The 20,060-nt window shown below is 61.5% G+C and carries 16 protein-coding genes and 2 pseudogenes; 10 read left to right on the forward strand and 8 right to left on the reverse strand.

Going from position 1 to position 20,060, the window contains the following annotated elements; translation table 11 throughout:
* Positions 1-53: 53 nt before the first annotated feature.
* Positions 54-1,014: pseudogene (locus DSM107133_RS24050) on the reverse strand (IS481 family transposase).
* A gap of 286 nt (positions 1,015-1,300) precedes the next feature.
* On the opposite strand from DSM107133_RS24050, the gene DSM107133_RS24055 reads away from it, so the two are divergent.
* Both DSM107133_RS24055 and DSM107133_RS24060 read left to right on the forward strand, forming a co-directional pair.
* Positions 1,301-2,482, forward strand: a complete 1,182-nt coding sequence (locus tag DSM107133_RS24055; RefSeq protein WP_064225028.1) for a DNA repair exonuclease — start codon at positions 1,301-1,303, stop codon at positions 2,480-2,482.
* Positions 2,479-5,895 carry an AAA family ATPase gene (locus tag DSM107133_RS24060; protein WP_064225027.1) on the forward strand — a complete coding sequence of 1,139 codons (3,417 nt, stop codon included), beginning with the start codon at positions 2,479-2,481 and terminating at the stop codon, positions 5,893-5,895. Before DSM107133_RS24055 ends, DSM107133_RS24060 begins: the two co-directional genes overlap by 4 nt.
* 96 nt (positions 5,896-5,991) lie before the next feature.
* Here the strand turns inward: DSM107133_RS24060 and DSM107133_RS24065 are convergent, their stop codons facing one another.
* The 3 genes from DSM107133_RS24065 to DSM107133_RS24075 are packed head-to-tail and all read right to left on the reverse strand — an operon-like array spanning position 5,992 to position 9,347.
* Positions 5,992-6,843 (reverse strand): TniQ family protein, encoded by an 852-nt coding sequence (locus DSM107133_RS24065; protein WP_082852112.1) that lies wholly within the window; start codon positions 6,841-6,843, stop codon positions 5,992-5,994.
* Positions 6,840-7,721, reverse strand: a complete 882-nt coding sequence (locus DSM107133_RS24070; RefSeq protein WP_067267035.1) for a TniB family NTP-binding protein — start codon at positions 7,719-7,721, stop codon at positions 6,840-6,842. The genes DSM107133_RS24065 and DSM107133_RS24070 overlap by 4 nt, the downstream gene beginning before the upstream one ends.
* A gap of 12 nt (positions 7,722-7,733) precedes the next feature.
* Complete coding sequence (locus DSM107133_RS24075) at positions 7,734-9,347, reverse strand: Mu transposase C-terminal domain-containing protein (protein WP_107817728.1); 1,614 nt, start codon at positions 9,345-9,347, stop codon at positions 7,734-7,736.
* A gap of 156 nt (positions 9,348-9,503) precedes the next feature.
* Here DSM107133_RS24075 and DSM107133_RS24080 point away from each other — a divergent pair.
* Together DSM107133_RS24080 and DSM107133_RS24085 are read left to right on the forward strand one after the other, a co-directional pair.
* Positions 9,504-10,112: pseudogene (locus tag DSM107133_RS24080) on the forward strand (IS3 family transposase); the annotation flags it as partial.
* Between the two features lie 146 nt (positions 10,113-10,258).
* Positions 10,259-11,385, forward strand: a protein-coding gene (locus DSM107133_RS24085; RefSeq protein WP_240310525.1) for an IS3 family transposase whose coding sequence is annotated in 2 segments (ribosomal slippage) — positions 10,259-10,520 and positions 10,520-11,385 — 1,128 coding nt in all. Because the reading frame shifts where the segments join, the coding sequence is not laid out codon by codon here.
* 59 nt (positions 11,386-11,444) lie between these two features.
* Here the strand turns inward: DSM107133_RS24085 and DSM107133_RS24090 are convergent.
* Positions 11,445-11,783 (reverse strand): TetR family transcriptional regulator, encoded by a 339-nt coding sequence (locus tag DSM107133_RS24090; protein WP_067264464.1) that lies wholly within the window; start codon positions 11,781-11,783, stop codon positions 11,445-11,447.
* A gap of 167 nt (positions 11,784-11,950) precedes the next feature.
* Here DSM107133_RS24090 and DSM107133_RS24095 point away from each other — a divergent pair, with 167 nt between their 5' ends.
* The 6 genes from DSM107133_RS24095 (at position 11,951) to ugpC (ending at position 17,849) form a co-directional block, all read left to right on the forward strand.
* Positions 11,951-12,793 carry a metallophosphoesterase gene (locus tag DSM107133_RS24095; protein ID WP_067264461.1) on the forward strand — a complete coding sequence of 281 codons (843 nt, stop codon included), beginning with the start codon at positions 11,951-11,953 and terminating at the stop codon, positions 12,791-12,793.
* 45 nt (positions 12,794-12,838) lie between these two features.
* Positions 12,839-14,152, forward strand: a complete 1,314-nt coding sequence (locus DSM107133_RS24100; protein WP_114293606.1) for an ABC transporter substrate-binding protein — start codon at positions 12,839-12,841, stop codon at positions 14,150-14,152.
* A gap of 62 nt (positions 14,153-14,214) precedes the next feature.
* Positions 14,215-15,150, forward strand: a complete 936-nt coding sequence (locus DSM107133_RS24105) for a sugar ABC transporter permease (RefSeq protein WP_082852031.1) — start codon at positions 14,215-14,217, stop codon at positions 15,148-15,150.
* Positions 15,140-16,003 (forward strand): carbohydrate ABC transporter permease, encoded by an 864-nt coding sequence (locus DSM107133_RS24110; protein ID WP_067263926.1) that lies wholly within the window; start codon positions 15,140-15,142, stop codon positions 16,001-16,003. The genes DSM107133_RS24105 and DSM107133_RS24110 overlap by 11 nt, the downstream gene beginning before the upstream one ends.
* Positions 16,003-16,746 (forward strand): tyrosine-protein phosphatase, encoded by a 744-nt coding sequence (locus DSM107133_RS24115; RefSeq protein ID WP_067267189.1) that lies wholly within the window; start codon positions 16,003-16,005, stop codon positions 16,744-16,746. The genes DSM107133_RS24110 and DSM107133_RS24115 overlap by 1 nt, the downstream gene beginning before the upstream one ends.
* Positions 16,743-17,849 carry a sn-glycerol-3-phosphate ABC transporter ATP-binding protein UgpC gene (gene ugpC / locus DSM107133_RS24120; RefSeq protein ID WP_067264170.1) on the forward strand — a complete coding sequence of 369 codons (1,107 nt, stop codon included), beginning with the start codon at positions 16,743-16,745 and terminating at the stop codon, positions 17,847-17,849. The genes DSM107133_RS24115 and ugpC overlap by 4 nt, the downstream gene beginning before the upstream one ends.
* Before the next feature lie 18 nt (positions 17,850-17,867).
* On the opposite strand, the gene DSM107133_RS24125 is transcribed toward ugpC, so the two are convergent.
* From DSM107133_RS24125 to DSM107133_RS24135, 3 genes are all read right to left on the reverse strand, one after another.
* Positions 17,868-18,251, reverse strand: a complete 384-nt coding sequence (locus tag DSM107133_RS24125; protein WP_067264167.1) for an enoyl-CoA hydratase-related protein — start codon at positions 18,249-18,251, stop codon at positions 17,868-17,870.
* Between the two features lie 69 nt (positions 18,252-18,320).
* Positions 18,321-19,172, reverse strand: a complete 852-nt coding sequence (locus DSM107133_RS24130; RefSeq protein WP_082852112.1) for a TniQ family protein — start codon at positions 19,170-19,172, stop codon at positions 18,321-18,323.
* On the reverse strand, positions 19,169-20,050 hold the full coding sequence (locus tag DSM107133_RS24135; protein ID WP_067267035.1) for a TniB family NTP-binding protein: 882 nt from the start codon (positions 20,048-20,050) through the stop codon (positions 19,169-19,171). Before DSM107133_RS24135 ends, DSM107133_RS24130 begins: the two co-directional genes overlap by 4 nt.
* Positions 20,051-20,060 lie beyond the last annotated feature (10 nt).

The raw sequence follows: 20,060 nt of genomic DNA on the forward strand, positions 1-20,060 counted from the left end.
TGCCCTGGAATCCGTCGTGGATCATGTTTTCCATCGCGCGCAGTTGGTGCGCGTTAGGTGTTTAGTCCCGGCATCTGGTGGATCGGATTTAGGATGAATCTGTCTGGCTCGGATGTCCAGATCTTGCAGATGTATTCGTAGGGCGTGAGGCCACCGAGGGTCATGAGCCTGCGCGCGAAGTTGTAGGCTGCCATGAAGTCTGCGAGATGCGCCTCCAATTGGTCATGGTTGTTGTAATGGAATCGCTTGACCGTCGCGTCCTTGATGGTGCGATTCATTCGCTCCACCTGACCGTTGGTCCACGGATGGTTTGGCTTGGTGAGGCGGTGCTCGATGCTGTTGGCTTCGCAGATCATGTCGAAGCGCATCGGCCTTGAATAGGCGGTGTTGCGATTGCGCGGTTGCTCTGCGAACTGAATGCCGTTGTCGGTGAGAATTGTGTGGACCTGATAGGGCACGGCCTCGAGCATTTGCTGTAGGAACTCCCAAGCGGTCTTGCGGTCTGCCTTCTCTACGAGTTGGGTGACTGCGAACTTACTGGTCCGGTCAATACCGACGAACAGGTAGAGCTTGCCTTCAGCAGTCTGAACCTCGGCGATGTCGATATGGAAGAAGCCGATGGGGTATCGTTTGAACTTCTGGCGCTTTGGCTTGTCGCCCTCGACATCAGGCAGCTGGGAAATGCCGTGTCGCTGCAGACACCGATGCAGCGCCGAACGCGTCAAATGCGGAATCGTTGGTTGAAGGGCATAAAGACAATCGTCCAGCGGCAACAAGGTGTGCCGTCTGAATGCGACGATTGTCGCCTCCTCTGCTTCGGACAAGACCGTTGACCGGGGCTCTTTCGGCCCAGTCTTCAAATCCTCGACAGTCTGGCGTTTACGCCACTTCGCCACTGTTTTTGGATTGATGCCGAGCCTCCTGGCTCAGTTGCGCGAGCGAAGCTTGCGATCGCTGTATTGCAGCTCTGACGGCGTGCGTGGTCGTGGCGCTCCCATGACGAACTTGTCCCATAATGCTTCCTTCCATTCCTGCGAAAGGATCGCACCATCAAACCTTGGGATCAAACACCTAAGGGAAGCCCTATTAGGCATGCTGCCAAAATTCAAATTACATTGCACTCACGACTATCAGTTTTACATACTTGCGAACATCGATCGGGATGCAGGAGGGCACCACCACCGAACTGCGCTAAGTGGCGGCGGCCAAATTGAGGAACAAAGACATGTTCAATAGCAACTGATAGCTATTGTGATGTATCAAAGAAAAACCGCATCTTTCGCGGAAACACGGACGGAATATGATGCGCCTCCTCGTTTCAGCTGACATTCATCTTGGATCACCCATCCGATCCGTGGCGCTACGGAACCCCGATCTTGGCGACCGGCTGAAACAGGCCAGCCGCGACACCTTTGCCGAGATCATCGACCTGGCGATTTCGGAGCAGGTCGATGCTTTGGTGCTGGCGGGCGACATCTTTGACAATGGTTACCCGGATTTGAAAGCCCGGGCCTTCCTGATTTCCCAGTTGGCGCGTGCTTCCGAAGCTGGTGTGCCCACGGTGCTGATCAGGGGTAACCACGATGCGCTGTTAGATCACAAGGCGCATGGAGATTTGGGGCCGAATGTCCATGTTCTGCATAATGGTGCACCGACGGTCGAGATCGGTGGCACGGCTTTCCATGGCCTCTCCTTTGATGCGGCACATGTGGCAAAGAGCTTTCTTCCCGATTATCCGCGACCGGTGCCGGGCAAGCGCAACGTCGGGCTGATGCATACCTCGCTTGACGGTGCTCAGGGTCATGATCCCTATGCACCCTGCGCCGAACGGGACCTGATGGCGTATGGGTACGATCTCTGGTGCCTCGGGCATATACACGCACCCTTCGAGCGTGTCGACGGACCGGTACTGGCGGTCATGCCCGGTATCCCGCAGCCGCGCCATTTTGGTGAGCGCAACGGTGGCACCGTGACGATTGTTTCGGTGGGCGAGGGCACGCCGGAATTCGAACGCCGCGCCATTGGTCACCTTGGCTTTTCCGAATGTGCGCTGGATTTGAGCGCCTGTGCTGACCAACAGGAGGTCTTGCGCAGCTTGCGCGACACATTGATGTCCGCGCAAGTGCCGGGACGCGATATGGCGGTGCGCCTGCACGTCACCTCGGATCGCCACGGGACAGAACTGGTGACGGAACTGGCGGCCGAAGTGCTGGATAGCATCGACGGTGTATTCCTCGACAAGGTCAAATCTGCTCCGCCGCCCCGCAAACCGGGAGCCGAGACTGACGATCTCGTTCGCCTCATGCAGGACGAACTGACCGAAGACGGCTTTCGGCAGGCCGCTCTGCAACAGCTCGAAGAACTACGCCTCGCCCTGCCATCAGAAATCATGGACGAGCTGGATGAGAGCGGGCTGGATGCACTACTGGAGGAAGCGATAGCGGAAGTTTCTCTGACGTTGCACGCGGGGGCTTTGCAATGAGGCTGAACCGGTTAGACCTGATCCGCTATGGCCGTTTCAAAGACGCCGAGATTGTATTTCCAAGGCCTGTCGAAGGCGTCCCCGATGTGACGGTGATTTTTGGTCCAAACGAGGCGGGCAAGTCCACGGCCTATCATGCCTTTCTGGAATTGCTTTTCGGGTTTAAAGGCGGGGCACATCCTTATGCCTTCAAGTTTGAGCGAAGTGATCTTTTGGTGGGGGCAGAACTTGACCTGCCCGGGCGCGGGACCATGGCCTTGCACCGTAACAGCAAGAGGACGCAATCACTGTTGGACGCGCAGGACCGCCCAATAAACGAGGCGGTCCTGTCGGGTGCTTTGCACGGCCTATCGCGAGAGACTTATGAGGAACGGTTTTCGCTCAACGAGAAGGGCTTGCGCGAGGGCGGCGAACGGATCGCCGGGGCGCAGGGAGACCTTGGGCAACTTCTGCATGCGGGTCTTTCTGGCCTGACGGGCATGGCGCAAACGCTAGACGCCCTGGCGGAGCGAGCCGACAAATTTCATAAGAAACGAGGCCGGGGCAACATTCTGAAAACCGGTAGCGATCGCCTGAAAGAGATTGGCCGCGAAATGCGGGCTGATCGCCTGACGACAGAGCGAGAGCGCACCCTGCGTCATGATCGTGATCGGGCAGCAGCCGAGTTTGAGGGGGTTGATGCCGAGCTGCGGCAAACCCATCAAAGACAGGCCGCGTCAAAAGCTGCGGAGGTCTGGTATGATCGAACTGAGGAAATAGGGCAGCTTACAGAGGCCTTGGTCGATTTCCCCGACGGCCCCGACCTCCATCCCGGCGCGGCAGAGCGTGTGGCGGGCCTTGTCGAAAAAATCGCCGCGCAGACGAGCCGGATCGCGGAGGCGGAAGAAGAGATCGCCAAACAAGATCAGGTCGTCGCAGACAACCCAGTCGACAAGCTGGCCCAGACGTTGACGGCAGAGTTGGAACGTCTCGATCAACTGACCATCGATGGAGCTTCGCTTATGGGACGGGCCAATACGGCGCGGGCCGATCTTGCCCGGCGTCGCGAAGATCAGGAAAAACTCAGTCGCCAAATAGACGCCGTTTTGCGGCTCCTCCAGGTGCCAGATGCGCCGGCATCGACTGTTGCCCTGGAGGCAGGCGTTCTTGAGGATCTTGCAGCTGCAGTCCAGGATTGCTTGACCGCCAGTTTTTCAAACGACGCCGCACGGGCGGCCGCCGAAGTAGCCCGCGCCCAACAGGGCGAAGCGCCCGCTGAACCGCAAGACATGTCTGCGCTGCGAGCCGCCTTCGATCTTTGGAAGACTGTGGCGGATCTTACCGCGTTCGAGACCGACCAAAGCCAAGCTTTGGCGCGTCTGATCAAGGTCACTGCTGGTCTGCCGGGGTCCTGGAAAGAACTGATCGCCGAGGGCCTACCGGCGCGCGAAACGCTCGACGAAGTCGGTCGGAACTGGGTGGCCCTGACCGCCGACCTTGCGTCGGCGCGCAATGACCTCGACGCCCGCGCAGCAGAACTGGCCGAGGCGCGAGCCCATCTTTGTGCGCAAGAGGCCGCGCCTGACGCCGTTGACATTGTCATGACCGAAGAGACCCGGCGTCGGCGTGACATGGTTTGGCAGCAGCACCGGGACGATCTGACCACCGAGACCGCGGATCAATTCGAGACAGCGATGTATGCTGATGATGGCACCCGCGCGCATTACCTGATCGGCGCAGAGGCCCGGCAGCGTCTGCTCGCGGCGCAAGGTCAGGTGCGGACCGCCGACGCAAGGTATGGGACCGCAAAGACGCGTCACGACGACTTGGTCACTCTCCGTGACCGCCTGTCGGAGCGATGTTCCAGGTTGGCGCTTGCATTGGGATTGGGGGAAGATGCGACCCCCTCAGCCTTCAGCGCGCGTCAGCAGGCACTGACCGCAGCGGCCGAAGCGGCAGCCGAGCTTTCCAATGCGAAAGAAGCGTTGAAAGCCCGTCTTGCCCATCAGGAGGTGGCCCGCGACGCGCTGATTGATGCTGCGCGGCCCCTTGGACTTGACCCAGCGAAAGGTGATCTACCCGCGCAGGTGCAACGCGCATTGACGTTGGAGGATAGTGATCGCAAGGCTTGGGCCAAATGGCAGGACGGCGAGAAGACCATAGCCAAGCTGGACAGCAACTCGGAGGAATGCCAAACCGACTGCGAAACGGCGCAGGGGAATCTTGACCGGTTGACTGCGGCGCTGCCATTGCCGGATCGCTCGCTTGAGGCAATTCGAGCCGCCCTGCCGCACCTGCGCAGCCTGCAGCAGCTTTATGGCGAGCATCAAAAGCTCTCCGCTCGGATCGAGGCCCTGGAGCAGGCGATTGCCGCCCTTGCAGAGGGCGCGCAGCGTTTGGCTCGAATTGAGGATGATCCTGAGGATGAGACAGGTATCGACCCGGTTCAAGTCATCGACCGTGCTCGTGCGCGCGTGGTTGTATCCACGCGGGCTGACGAGAAACGAGTTGAGGCCGTGTTGCGACGGGATGAAACAGGCAAGTTAAAACGCCGGGCAGAGGGCGAGCTTCAGACTGCAATCGACGATCTGAACGGTTGTTTCGAAGGGCAGGGTGGGCAAGACCTCTCGCCGCGCGACCGGGTCGCAAAGCTGGTTGAACGGGATCGTCTGCGCGCCAATAAGGCAACGGCGGACCGCGATCGGCAGAAGGCTCGCGATGGCGTAGACGCCGATCTCTTTGCCGAGGAATTGGACCGGATGCCGGATGCCACACGTGCGGCAGAGCTGGAACTCGCCCTGAAAGACGTACAGGACTCCCGCGACACCGCCCGCGACGCACAGCGCGAGGCTGCCCGTCTGTACCGCGACGCTTTTGAGGCCGCCGACCGCAGCGATCTCGCAACCGAACAGGCGACACTGCTCGAGGAACTCCGGAGCGGTGCCCGTCAGGCGGCGGTGGCTCGGCTCGGGGTTCTGGCGGCACGCGGGGCACTGCGTCGCCTTGCTGAAGAGCGGCGCAGTGGCATGTTGCGCGATGTTGAAGAGGCCTTTGTCACCATGACCACCCCCGCCTGGACTGGTGTTGACGTCTGGAGCCAGGCGGAAGGTGAAAAGCTTGTTGGTATCCAATCTGATGGCAGCACGGTTCCTATTGAACAGATGTCGACGGGCACGATGGGCCAGTTGTACTTTGCGCTGCGCCTCGCTGGATATCGCAGCTTTGCGCGCGACCCAGGGCCACTGCCGATGATCCTGGATGATATCATGGAAACCTTCGACGATACGCGCGCTCGGGCCGCCCTGCAGCTTTGCGCCGAGATTGGCACAAACGGGCAGGCAATCCTCTTCACGCATCATGCCCATCTGGTCGAGTTGGCACGCGACTCCATCAAAGGGGCGACTGTCGTGAACATGCCAGATTTACTGTTCTGAGTCGGCGCCGGATTTGTCACTTAGCACTTAAATGTGAGAATGCGGTCGATTTGAAGATTTTTGGCACTTTAAGCTGAGAATCATCTGGCCCGGGTTTCATATCAGTTGGAACTGCTGGGGTGGTCCCCACTCGATCGCCGGGCTTACCAAATGGTCTGTCGCCATGACAAAGCGCTTTCTGTTCTCGCCCATCATGTGCCCGTGCAGCATCTTCAGCATCGGTGGCCCTGCGCGGTCAATGATCGCCACGCCTGCCAGGAGCGCGGGTCGGATGCAGAGTGGCAGGATGGGGTGTTTTGGCGAATGTGGAAACGAAGTCTCCCTGGCCAGTATGGCATCGAAATCGGGGACGATGGCGCCGAGGAGCCGGTAGCGCCAGAGATCGCCGTCACGCGGGGGCGGCCAGGGGATGCGGCGCATGAGCAGAAGCCGCGCGATCTCCAGAGGTGGCAGCCATGTTTCCACGCGGCGCTCTGCGTGGTTGTTCAACAAGGTCTCACCGCGACGTGCTGCCGCGCGATATGGCTCAAGCGTCCGTTCGCCGTCACTGGTGGTCTTGTCCTGGTAGGGTTCCCCACAGTGCGAGCAAGTGATCCGCCACCCCTGCAATTCGCTTCTAAGAATTGGCGGAGGGCTGACATCGGTTTGAGTGCACCGCCCGCAACGCTGCATTGGACTCTTGGCGATGAACCGGTGAGCCGCTTTGGGGGCACCCGCGAAGCTCAGGCTGCGTACAAGTTGCGGGCTGACACCGAACATCCCCGCAATCCGGTTCGCTTGGGCGTTGGTCAGGGAAAAATCGATTGCCTCAAGGGATGTCGCATCCGGCAATCCATGGCGCAACATGGTCAACGGCGTGACGCCATAGAAGTCCGCGTGGCGACTGATCCAGGATGACAGGACTTCGCCGCGCAGAGGTGGCAAGGTGACGGGCAGGGGTCCCGTCATGCGAAGACCGCTTCGGCATCAAATGCAGGCACCCAAGCCTCGACGGCGCCGTCGGTGATGTGTTCGGTCCCGCTCTCGATAGCCTCGATCGCAAGACTGCCCAGCATCTGGAAGATGTTCGCCGTGATACCGTCCGTAATCTGCAGAATGCGCCGCAGGGATTTCGGCGTCAGCACAGAGGGTCGCCGCAATGGCGTATTGCGCAGGATCGACGCGATCAGCGTCTCGAAGTCTTCGTTGGCGGCCCAACGGTTCAGGGTGAGTTGCTCGAAGCGTCGCGCAAGTTGAACGTCACCGCCGATGGCTTCCCGGGCGTCGTTCACGCCGAAGCAGACCAGTGAGATTTGGAGCCGATTGCTGAGAAAGCGCAGCATGTTGAGCACGATACGTTGCTCTCGATAGGTCCCGGCGAGGATGTTGTGGACCTCGTCGATGACCAGAACCTGGGTGCCGATTGCCTTCATAATCCGCAGCGTCGCCTGTTCCATCTGAGCAATATCGGCCCGCGGTGCCTGGGGTGCGCCGAGGAGGGAAAGCAGTTCACCATAGAAGCGCCGCTCGCCGGGGCGGCTAACCATTTCCATGGCCAGGACCGGTGTCTTCAGAATCCCGGTACGGCGATCAAGATGTGGCGGATGCTGATCGCGGAAGCGTTGCATGATCATGGTCTTGCCCATCCCGCTGTCGCCATAGATCGCGACAGACGGCATGCGGGAACCTCTCGGATGATCAAGGAGCGCCTCGAGGCGATCGAGGGCTTGCTTTGCGCGAGGGTAGAGAACCCAACGGCGGGACCTGATGGCGCGAATGCGTCCCGCCTGGGGTTCAGACAGCAGGGCTGCCGCGTCGGCGGTAAGATGAGGGTGATCGTTCGTCATTATGGCTCCAGCTCATTCGGTGTCCTCAACAAAAGGCACCGGTTTGCTGGAGTCGACACCACGGAGCGTGCCCGTATCCCGGAGGTCGTCGGCACGCCTCGGCTGAGCTTTGCCGCGCCGCACGGCAGCGGTTCTGTTTACGGCCTCATCAACCAACTTCCGCTGTTCGAGTGCGGTCCTCACAACCGCGCGGCTATCGACTTCACGCCGCCCTTTCTCACGCAGGGTGCGACGCGCCGTCAAAGCCTCGTGCAGGGAAATGGGTGCCAGGGTCAGGTCCGCGTAGCGGGCTTCGACGAAGTTGCCTGAGGGCCGCCGCACGAACACACGCGACATATCACGCGGATCATACTTCACGAGAAGCCGCCGCTCAGTCCGGCCGACATCGGCGCTGAGTGCGGCTGACCAGTAGCGCAGATCGAACAGGTGAATGCCGGTTGGACGCAAGGTCCGTTCCTGCTCCGGCAGGAAAGAGACCCAGAACTGCAATCGATCCTCAGGCAGCCGCAGAGGGATCTCGCCTTCATGGTCCCACCAGACGGCGAGGGGAGGGCGGCTCAGCGAGCTGTGGATGGATTGATGATAGGACCCGACAATGTCGAGGGCGATATAGCGCTCCAACTCGCGCAGGGTCAGCGCCGCATGTTTTCTTGAATCATACTCCGCGAGGTCCTGAGCGTTGCTGAAGGTCGTACCGGGCAACAGGTGCAGCCGTCCCATCTGGGTGCCGATCAAACGCTCGATATGTCCGCCGAAGCGCGGCGTACCCGGCGGTCGCCAGTCGATCGCAATGCCTGCATTCTCGCAGCCACGTTTGAACGCGCGACTCCGGAAATCCGCGCCATTGTCCACATGCACCCGGTCGGGAAGGCCGGCCACGGGCCAGGGCTCTTCGATCTCGCGCGCTTTGAGCCAGGCCGTCTTGTCATAGACCGAATGCAGCAGGCATAGGCTCGTCGAAAGCCGGGATGGCGCATCCATGGTCAAGTAGAAGCCCGTCACCATACGGCTAAAGACATCCATGGCCAGGGTCAGCCACGGTCGTCCGATTGGTTCGCGGGTTTCCTCATCGACGACAAAGATGTCGGCCTTCGTGTGATCGATCTGAACAATCTCGAGGGGTCGGGAGGTGCTCAGTGTTCCCGGGACCGCCGTCGTTGCTTTTACGGTCCGCGTTTCGCCCCGACGCTGCGCCCGGTGGCGCAGGTCCAGGTCGCCCAGCCGCCGCTCGATCGTTCGGCGATGCGGCGACTTCAATCCTGCCGAAGCGCAATCCGTTTCAATGTCCCGCACCAGCTGCGAGACCGGTGGCCGGGTCGGTTTCAGATAGTACGTGCGGATTGCCTTCTCGATGATCTCCTCGCGCCGAGCATCCAAAGCGCGATGGCCCGTCGGGCGTCCGCGCTTGGTCTCAACGAGCGACATGACAGTTCCGTCCGCCCGAAACCGCCTCAGCAAACGGTAGGTCGTCGCTTGGCTGACCTGCAGTTCGGAGGCAAGATCGGCAATAGCGGCCACTGTTGACTCACCGGAACTGGATTCCAGGAATCTGCGGATCGCAGCCGCACGGCGACAGGCTTCTGCCCACACGGCGTCGTCTATCTCGTATAGAAGTGGTTCGGTCACAATGAGAACCCGACAAAATCGGAGCCACAATTATCGAATTAAGGGCTAAAGTCCAGTCTCCATTATTAATTTAAGTGCCAATTCTCACATTTAGGGGCAAAGCTAAGTCATTGAAATAAGGAAGATCAGATTATCATCTTTAAGTGCTAAGTGACAGGGTTGATGCCGATCTATCAGAAACCCAACACAAGCAGGCCGGCGAAGGGGCACAAGACCTATCCCTACCTGCTCAGAGGGCTGCGGGTAGAACGCCCAAACCAGGTCTGGTGCTCGGATATCACCTATCTGCCTATGAGACGCGGGTTCCTCTACCTCGTGGCGATCATGGACTGGCACAACCGCAAGGTTCTGTCCTGGCGGATCTCGAACACGTTGGAAGCCCAGTTCTGCGTCGACGCGTTGAACGAGGCCATCCACAACTTCGGCCCGCCCGAGATCATGAATACCGATCAAGGATCCCAGTTCACGTCCTTTGCCTGGACGGATCGGCTCCGCCGATCAGGGGTGAGGATATCGATGGATGGGAAAGGCCGGTTCCTCGACAACATCTTCATCGAGAGGTTGTGGCGCACCCTGAAATACGAATGCGTCTACCTGCATGCTTGGGAGACCGGATCGGAGACGAAAGAGGCCATCCGGAAATGGATGACCTTCTACAACCACCAGCGCCCGCATTCAGCCCTGGGCGGCCAGCCTCCGGCGCTGGTCTACTGGCAGAGAAATGATATCAACCAACCCGATCAGCAGGTGCAACGAGTAGCTTAAATTACGCCAGATCCTGTCCAAGAGATGGGGAGTAGCTCAAACACTGCTTTGCGACACAAACTTGTCGACCCATGCGCCACTGAAGTGGTCCCAGGAATCCGGACAGTCGGCTAAGGTGTATCCCAAACCTTTGAAGGGATACGAGAATGGCGAAGCGCCGGAACTTTACAGACCAGTTTAAAGCCAAGGTGGCGTTGGAAGCGCTGCGTGGCGACAAGACCGTGCAGGAGATCGCGGCGAAGCATCAGCTGCACCCTAACCAGGTCAGCACGTGGAAGCGGCAGGCCATCGAGGGCATGGCGGACGTATTCTCGGGCGGCAAGCAAAGCGGCCCGACCGAAGCCGAAGTCAAGGAGCTTCACGCCAAGATCGGGAGGCTGGCGGTGGAGAACGATTTTTTGTCGGAAGGGCTCAAGAGGTGAGCCCGGCAAAGAAACGGTCGATGGTCCAGCGCGACCATCCCGAACTGAGCATCAGCCGGCAATGCAAGCTGGTGAACCTGAGCCGGTCGGCGTTCTACTACACGCCGGTCGGTGTTGATGCCGAGACGCTGGCGATGATGAAAGAGATTGACCGCGTGTTCACGAAGTATCCGTTCTTCGGGTCACGCCAGATCGCGGCCTATCTGCGCCGGGAAGGCACCGTCGTGGGCCGCCATCGCGTGCGCCGACTGATGGCGAAGATGGGGCTGGAGGCAATCTACAAGCGCCCCAGAACCAGCCAGCGGCATCCGCAGCACCCGGTTTATCCGTATCTGCTGAGGAAAATGCAGATCGACCGACCCAACCAGGTCTGGTGTGCGGATATCACCTTCGTGCCTGTCAAGAACGGCTTCCTGTATCTGCTTGCCATCATGGATTGGGCCACGCGCAAGGTGCTCAGCTGGCGGCTGTCGAACACGATGCATGCCGACTTCTGTGTCGAGGCTCTGAACGAGGCCATCGCGAAACACGGCCCACCGGAGATCATGAATACGGATCAAGGGTCGCAGTTCACGGGATCAGCCTGGATCGCGACGTTGACCGAGGCAGGCGTGCGCATCTCGATGGATGGGCGCGGCCGTTACCTCGACAACATCTTCATCGAGCGCCTCTGGCGAAGCCTGAAACAAGAGGCCATCTACCTTGAGGAAATCACCGACGGCTTCCAGGCGCGGCGCGTCGTTAAGGACTGGATGGCCTTCTACAACACCAAGCGGCCCCATTCCGGGCTTGATCGGCGGACGCCAGACGACGCATATTGGGCAGGCTTGGAAAAGCAAAAAGCAGCATGAAACCTAAACCCGATACACCTTAGAAACGCTGCAAACCTGTCCGAAATGATAGGACCACTTCAGTAACCGAACAGGCTCGCCCGATCCGGATCCATCGCGATGAAATCGAGGTAGTCCCGTATGTAACGCTTCACCCGCTCTTCATGAGGCTCGTCCGGGGCGGGTTCGCGGACCAGAAACGCCGTCATCTCGGCGGCCAGATCGGCATAGACGGCCTTGATCAACTCTTCTTTCGACTTGAAATACAGGTACAGAGATCCGATCGCCACGTGCGCCCGTTCGGCGATCTCCGACATCGGACCCTGCAGGCCGGACAGGACGAACTGCTCTCCCGCTGCCTTGATAATGCGCGCCCGTTTGTCGTCGCCGCGCGGTTTTTCTGCCCTGACCAAATTCATGAATGAACCTTCATTCAGTTGTCACATAGTCACGCTAGTCGATGGAAAACCCGAACTCAAGCGGTGAGTCCCGGACCTTTCCGGCCTCACCGGACAACAGCCAGACCCAGCCATCCCGCCGCGGCCACCGGCCGCGATCAGGAAAGGCATGCCCAAGGAGACCCGCGATGCCAAAGACCTTCGTTCACCTCACCGACCTGCACATGTCGAACCCAGATGTTGACGAACCGCACCTCTATTCCGACACGGCCGCGATCCTGCGGGACGCGCTTGCCCGGATCGACGCCCTGCCCGACCGGCCCGAGTTCATCATCGTCAGCGGCGACCTGACCAACAACGAAGACCCGGTCGCCTATCAGCGCCTGCGGGCGATCTGGGACGACGTCGATATTCCGACCCTCTTTGCCCTTGGCAACCACGACAGCCGCCCCGATTTCCGGCGCGAGATGCTGGGCGAAAGCGCCGATCTGGACGCGCCTTACGATCATGAGGCGGTCATCGCGGGGGTCCATGTCATCGTTCTCGACAGCTCGACCCCGGATCAGATCCACGGCACGCTTGAGGACGCGCAGCTTGAATGGCTGGCCGCCGCGCTCGACCGTCACGCGGACCTGCCAAAGGTGGTCGTCCTGCATCACCCGCCGATGATGGGTGCAGACGAACCGGCCTTTGAATGCCTCGCTGCCGAAGATACCGAAAAGCTCCGCAAGGTCCTGAGCGGACGGCCCCTGTTGGGCCTCTTCTGCGGCCATATCCATCAGGACCGCGTGTCGATCTGGAACGGCGTCCCGGTCTTTGTCGGCAACGGCCACCACTCCCGGATGCAGCCCTTCAGCGACATGGCGATCGAAGCCACCGACGGCACCGGATTCTCGGTCTGCACCCTGCGCGACAGCGGGCTGACCGTGAACTTCCTGCCCCAGCCCTCCGAAGGCCGCACCGTAATGGCGATGAGCCATGAAGACGCCGCCCGCCTGATGTCCGAACCCGCCGCCGAGGTCGTGGGCTGATCCTCAGGCCCGCGACCACACCCAAACAAACCGACAGGAGACACCATGACCTTCCCCCTATCCCGCCGCGCGCTGCTTGCGCTTGGTATTGCCACCATGGCCACCGGCCCCGTCTGGGCGCAAATGGCCGACGAGATCATCGAACCGGTCGAGATCAGTTTCTACAACTACAACCTCGCCACCGCCGGGCAGGGTCACGACGCGACCGTTCAGCTGATCGAAGAATTCATGGCCGCGAACCCGATGATCAAGGTCGAGGGCGTCGGCGTGAACGCCAATGACATGGGCACCCGCGTCCAGACCGATATCGCCGCCCGCCGTCCACCGGATGTCGCGCAGGTGATCTTCTCGGACCTCGCCTACGCCGGGCAGCAGCTGGGCGCCGTGCCGATTGATCAGGCCGTGCCACAGGCCGACTGGGATGCGCATGTGGAGGGCATGGTCCCCTCGGGCCTCGACCTCGGCAAGGTCGGCGACAAGACCTATGCACTGGCTTATACCTTCTCCACCCCGATGGTATTCTACAACGCCGACCTCTTTCGTGAGGCCGGGCTGGACCCCGACCAGCCACCCAAGACATGGGAAGAGGTCAAGGACTACGCCCTGACCATTCAGGACAAGACCGAGGCCAACGGATTTGCCGGCGGCATCATCGGCGTGCAGGTCGGCCCGTACGACTGGCTGCTGCAATCCGTCATCCTGTCCAACGGCGGCAGCGTGATAAACGATGCGGGCACGGCCGTCACCTTTGACCGGCCCGAGACCATCGAGGCAGTCGCCATGCTGCGCGGTCTCAAGGATGCGGGCGTCTACGGCAATATCTCTCGCGGGGAGGCGCTGGAAAGCATGGCGGCGGGCAAGCTTGCGATGTACATCAACTCATCTGGCCTGCAGAACCACCTGCTGAGCCAGGCCGAAGGCAACTATGAACTGCGCGCCGCGCAGATGCCGGGCTTTGGCGAGCGTCCCGCGTCGCCGACCAATTCCGGCAGCGGGCTGGTCATGTTCTCTCAGGACCCGGTCAAGCAGCGCGCGGCGTGGGAGCTGATGAAGTTCCTCACCTCCGAACGGGGCTACACGATCATCACCTCCAAGATTGGCTACCTGCCGCTGCGGACCGCCATCGTCGACGATCCGGAGTATCTGAAGGACTGGGTCGATGCGAACCCGCTGGTCCGCCCGAACCTCGCCCAGCTTGAGCGGATGGAGCCGTGGCGGTCGTACCCCGGCACCAGCTATCGCCAAGTCGCCGCAACGCTGATGGAGGCCGCCGAGCAAGCCGTCTTTGGCGACGGCGACGTGGCCGAGATCATGCAAGGCGCGCAAGCCCGAGCCCAGGCCATGATGCCCGGAAGCTGACCTGAACTTCGGGTCGGCCCCCGGGTCGGCCCGATCCGCCCCCGTTCCTTCGAGGAGCCGAAATGACCGTCGCCGATATCCACACCCCTGCCCGCGCACAGCCGCGCCGATCCCTGAAGATCGGGCGCCTTTCGTTGCCCTGGTTCTTCCTCTTCCCGGCGATTGCCACCTTCGTCATCTGGATCTACGCGCCGCTTGTGCAGGCGGCATGGCTCAGCTTCTACGACTGGAACATGCTCCCTTTCGCACCCAAGACTTTCGTGGGCTGGAAGAACTACGAAAACATCCTCGCCCTGCCCAAGCTCTGGCAGGCGCTTGGCAATACCGCGATCTACATGCTGGGGATGCTGCCCTTTTCGGTGCTCGTGCCGCTGGCCATCGCCATCTGGACCGAAGATCTGCCGCCCCGCGCCCGCAACATCTATCGCGCGCTGATCTTCCTGCCGATGATCATCGCCCCCGTGGTCGCCGCATCTGTCTTCCGCTGGCTGCTCGACCCCGGGCACGGGCTGGTGAATGTCGGGATCACGGCGCTTGGCTTCGAACCCGTCCAGTTCCTGAACGACCCCGATATCGCCATCTGGACGATCATCTTCATCACCGGGTGGAAGCTCGTCGGCTTCGCGACCCTTATCCTGTCGGCCGCCAATGCCAATATCGACCCCTCGCTGGTCGAGGCCGCGCGGATGGACGGCGCGACCCGCTGGCAGATCATCCGCGACATCCGCCTGCCGCTGCTCAGTTCGACCATCCTCTTCCTCGTGATGATGACAATCCTTCTGGGCGCACAGTGGAGCTTTTCCTATATCCACGTCCTGACCGAAGGCGGCCCGCTCGGCGCGACAACGAACATCTACTACCTGCTGTGGGAGTTCGGGTTTTCCTCCCTCTCCGTCGGGTGGAGTTCCGCCGCCGCGATGATCCTCTTCCTCGGCTTCGGCGCCCTCGCCTTCCTCCTGCTGCGTCTGATGGAGCGCTATTCTTTCCATGACAGCTGAAACCGCGACCTTCGCCGTCCCGCGCCGCCGGGCTGTCCGCCGCGCGGGCGCGACCCGGATGCTGCCGGGCCATGCGGCCATGATCCTTCTGTCGCTCATCTGCGTCTTCCCGGTCTACTGGATGATCGTCAGCTCCCTGAGGCCCGCCAACCGCATCTTCGAAGGCACGCTCTGGCCGACGGCCCCGTCGCTGGAAAACTACGCCCAGGCCCTTCAGTCGATCCCCATGGGCGCGATGCTGTGGAACACGGTTGTCGTCTCCGCCTCCGTCACGGTGATCCAGCTTCTGACCGGGGTGCTCGCGGCCTATGCCTTCGCACGCTTCCGGTTCCGGCTGGACTGGGTGGTCTTCGGGCTGGTCGCGCTGACATGGCTGGTCCCGTTGCAGGTCGTGATGATCCCGAACTACCTGCTGGTCGCCCGGCTTGGCCTTCTGGACACGGTCACGGCGCTGGTCCTGCCACATTTCGCCCATGCGCTGGCGATCATGCTGCTGACCCAGTCGATCCGCGCCTTCCCGAAAGAGGTGCTCGAGGCCGCGCGCATGGACGGGGCTGGACATTGGCGGGTTCTGTGGGGGATCATCGTGCCGAACCTCCGCGGGATGATCGCCTCGCTTGCGATCCTGATCTTCATCTCGACCTGGAACGAATATTTCTGGCCGCTGCTGCTGACCCGCACGGCCGAAAATTCGGTCGTCCAGATCGGCATCCAGATGTTCATCACGCAGGAAGGGACGCAATGGGGTCCGCTGATGGCCGCCTCGACCATGGCCAGCCTGCCGATCCTGATCTTTTACGTGGTCCTGCAAAGGCAGGTCATTCAATCCTTTATGAAATCGGGGTTGCGCTGATGAAATTCGACCGAATTCTTTCCGTGCCGGGGGCCTATAACATCCGTGACCTCGGCGGATATCCGGGCACGCAGGGCAGCACCCGCTGGCGCAGCATCCTGCGCGCCGACAGCCTGCACCGGCTGGACGGCCCCGCGATGGACCAGCTGCACGCCATGGGGCTCACTACGGTAATCGACCTGCGGCACGCGGCGGAACACGCACGCTTCCCCAACCCCTTTGCTGACCATCCGGCGGTGATCTACCTTCAGATTCCGCTGTTCGAGAGCCTGCGGATCCCCCACGACATTCCCGAAGATCAGGTGCTGCGCACGCTCTACACCCAGGCGCTCGACAAGCGGCACGACGCCATCGCCCGGACCCTGACCGCGATTGCCGAGGCCCCCGATGGCGCGGTCATGTTCCACTGCACCGCCGGCAAGGACCGCACCGGGCTGATCGCCGCGCTGCTGCTCGCGCTTGGCGGGGTGGATGCCGAGACCATCGCCACCGACTATGCCATGACGCGCGAGTTGCTGGAGCCGATCATCGACGGCCTTCAGGCACATGTTCTGGAACAAGGCACCGACCCGGCCATTGCCGCCGCCGTGCTGGGCAGCGACCCGCAGTCGATGCTGCATCTGCTGGCCCATCTGGACGCGACCTACGGCGGCATCCACCCCTATCTCGACCGGATCGGCCTGACGCCTGCGACGGTCGACGCCCTTTGCGCCCGTATCATCGACATGGAGGCAACCGCATGACCGGTGTCAGCATCCGCGACATCCGCAAATCCTATGACGGCAAACAGGTGGTTCATGGCCTGAACGCCGAGATCCCGGATGGCTGTTTCGCCGCTATCGTCGGCCCGTCGGGCTGCGGCAAGTCCACCCTGCTGCGCATGATCGCGGGGCTGGAGCAGATCACCGGCGGAGAGCTGCGGATCGGCGATCACTTGATGAACGATATCGAACCCTCGGACCGGGGTTGCGCCATGGTCTTTCAGAACTACGCGCTCTATCCTCATATGACCGTGGCCGAGAACCTCGCCTATCCGCTCAAGATCGCCCGCCTGCCCAAGCCCGAGCGTCAGACCCGGATCGAGGAAGCCGCCCGCATCCTCGGCCTCTCCGAGCTTCTGGACCGCCGTCCCGCGCAGCTCTCCGGCGGGCAGCGGCAACGTGTCGCCATGGGCCGGGCCATCGTGCGCAAGCCGGATGTGTTTCTGTTTGACGAACCGCTCTCGAACCTCGATGCCAAGCTGCGGGTACAGATGCGGCTTGAGATCAAGCGCCTGCACCGTCAGCTTGGTGCAACCTCGGTCTTCGTCACCCATGATCAGGTCGAGGCGATGACCATGGCCGATCTGCTGATCGTCATGAACGGCGGCCGGATCGAACAGATCGGCTCCCCGGCCGAGGTCTACGCCCACCCCGCTACGACCTTCGCCGCCAGCTTCATTGGCTCGCCCGCGATGTCGCTGTTTCCCGTCCGGATCGCCGATGGTGTTGGTCATCTGACCGGCGCGGAGGATCATAGGATCGACCTGCCGGGCGTCCGGGCCTCCGGCGACACGATCCTTGGGCTGCGGTCCGAAGATGTCTCCCTCTCGCCCGCCACCGGCAAGGTCCAAGTCCGGATCGAGCTGATCGAGGATTTCGGCGCCGCGCGGCTGGCCCATTGCCGGATGCCGTCGGGCGACTCCGTGGCCGCCACCTTGCCCAAGTCGACCACCCTGCGCGAAGACATGCTGGCGTGGCTCGACTGGCCAGCAGAGGCGCTTCACCTGTTCGACCCACTCAACGGCAGGCGGACCGACCGCACCGGTATGGCCACGTCGAACGTCGGCCCCGAATTCGTCAGCTGATTCGGGGCGCGATTGCCGTCACGCCGGACCTGGACCGCCGATCTTGACCTGTCGGTTAAGGTCGGCGGCGCGCTCAACTTCCAGCACCAGCGCGTCGCTCAGCGGCAGGGCATAGCCGTCGTCCATCAGCGCCTTGATCCGTGCGATGTGGGCCGGGTCCCATTGCGCGATCCCCTCGGCCACCTCGCGCGCGGCACTGGCCAGCGCGTCATCCGGCACGACCCGCGTGACAAAACCAAGCGAAGCAGCCTCTGTCGCAGGCACGCGGCGGGCGGTGAGGGAGATTTCCTTCGCCGTCGACGGCCCGACGACCCGCGGTAGGCGCTGCGACAGGCCCCAGCCCGGCAGCAGCCCGATCTTGGCATGGGTGTCCTGGAAATACGCGCTCTTGTCACTTAGCACTTAAATGTGAGAATGCGGTCGATTTGAAGATTTTTGGCACTTTAAGCTGAGAATCATCTGGCCCGGGTTTCATATCAGTTGGAACTGCTGGGGTGGTCCCCACTCGATCGCCGGGCTTACCAAATGGTCTGTCGCCATGACAAAGCGCTTTCTGTTCTCGCCCATCATGTGCCCGTGCAGCATCTTCAGCATCGGTGGCCCTGCGCGGTCAATGATCGCCACGCCTGCCAGGAGCGCGGGTCGGATGCAGAGTGGCAGGATGGGGTGTTTTGGCGAATGTGGAAACGAAGTCTCCCTGGCCAGTATGGCATCGAAATCGGGGACGATGGCGCCGAGGAGCCGGTAGCGCCAGAGATCGCCGTCACGCGGGGGCGGCCAGGGGATGCGGCGCATGAGCAGAAGCCGCGCGATCTCCAGAGGTGGCAGCCATGTTTCCACGCGGCGCTCTGCGTGGTTGTTCAACAAGGTCTCACCGCGACGTGCTGCCGCGCGATATGGCTCAAGCGTCCGTTCGCCGTCACTGGTGGTCTTGTCCTGGTAGGGTTCCCCACAGTGCGAGCAAGTGATCCGCCACCCCTGCAATTCGCTTCTAAGAATTGGCGGAGGGCTGACATCGGTTTGAGTGCACCGCCCGCAACGCTGCATTGGACTCTTGGCGATGAACCGGTGAGCCGCTTTGGGGGCACCCGCGAAGCTCAGGCTGCGTACAAGTTGCGGGCTGACACCGAACATCCCCGCAATCCGGTTCGCTTGGGCGTTGGTCAGGGAAAAATCGATTGCCTCAAGGGATGTCGCATCCGGCAATCCATGGCGCAACATGGTCAACGGCGTGACGCCATAGAAGTCCGCGTGGCGACTGATCCAGGATGACAGGACTTCGCCGCGCAGAGGTGGCAAGGTGACGGGCAGGGGTCCCGTCATGCGAAGACCGCTTCGGCATCAAATGCAGGCACCCAAGCCTCGACGGCGCCGTCGGTGATGTGTTCGGTCCCGCTCTCGATAGCCTCGATCGCAAGACTGCCCAGCATCTGGAAGATGTTCGCCGTGATACCGTCCGTAATCTGCAGAATGCGCCGCAGGGATTTCGGCGTCAGCACAGAGGGTCGCCGCAATGGCGTATTGCGCAGGATCGACGCGATCAGCGTCTCGAAGTCTTCGTTGGCGGCCCAACGGTTCAGGGTGAGTTGCTCGAAGCGTCGCGCAAGTTGAACGTCACCGCCGATGGCTTCCCGGGCGTCGTTCACGCCGAAGCAGACCAGTGAGATTTGGAGCCGATTGCTGAGAAAGCGCAGCATGTTGAGCACGATACGTTGCTCTCGATAGGTCCCGGCGAGGATGTTGTGGACCTCGTCGATGACCAGAACCTGGGTGCCGATTGCCTTCATAATCCGCAGCGTCGCCTGTTCCATCTGAGCAATATCGGCCCGCGGTGCCTGGGGTGCGCCGAGGAGGGAAAGCAGTTCACCATAGAAGCGCCGCTCGCCGGGGCGGCTAACCATTTCCATGGCCAGGACCGGTGTCTTCAGAATCCCGGTACGGCGATCAAGATGTGGCGGATGCTGATCGCGGAAGCGTTGCATGATCATGGTCTTGCCCATCCCGCTGTCGCCATAGATCGCGACAGACGGCATGCGGGAACCTCTCGGATGATCAAGGAGCGCCTCGAGGCGATCGAGGGCTTGCTTTGCGCGAGGGTAGAGAACCCAACGGCGGGACCTGATGGCGCGAATGCGTCCCGCCTGGGGTTCAGACAGCAGGGCTGCCGCGTCGGCGGTAAGATGAGGGTGATCGTTCGTCATTATGGCTCCA

This window comes from Pseudosulfitobacter sp. DSM 107133 (genome assembly GCF_022788695.1).
In the GTDB taxonomy this organism is placed as follows: Bacteria; Pseudomonadota; Alphaproteobacteria; order Rhodobacterales; family Rhodobacteraceae; genus Pseudosulfitobacter.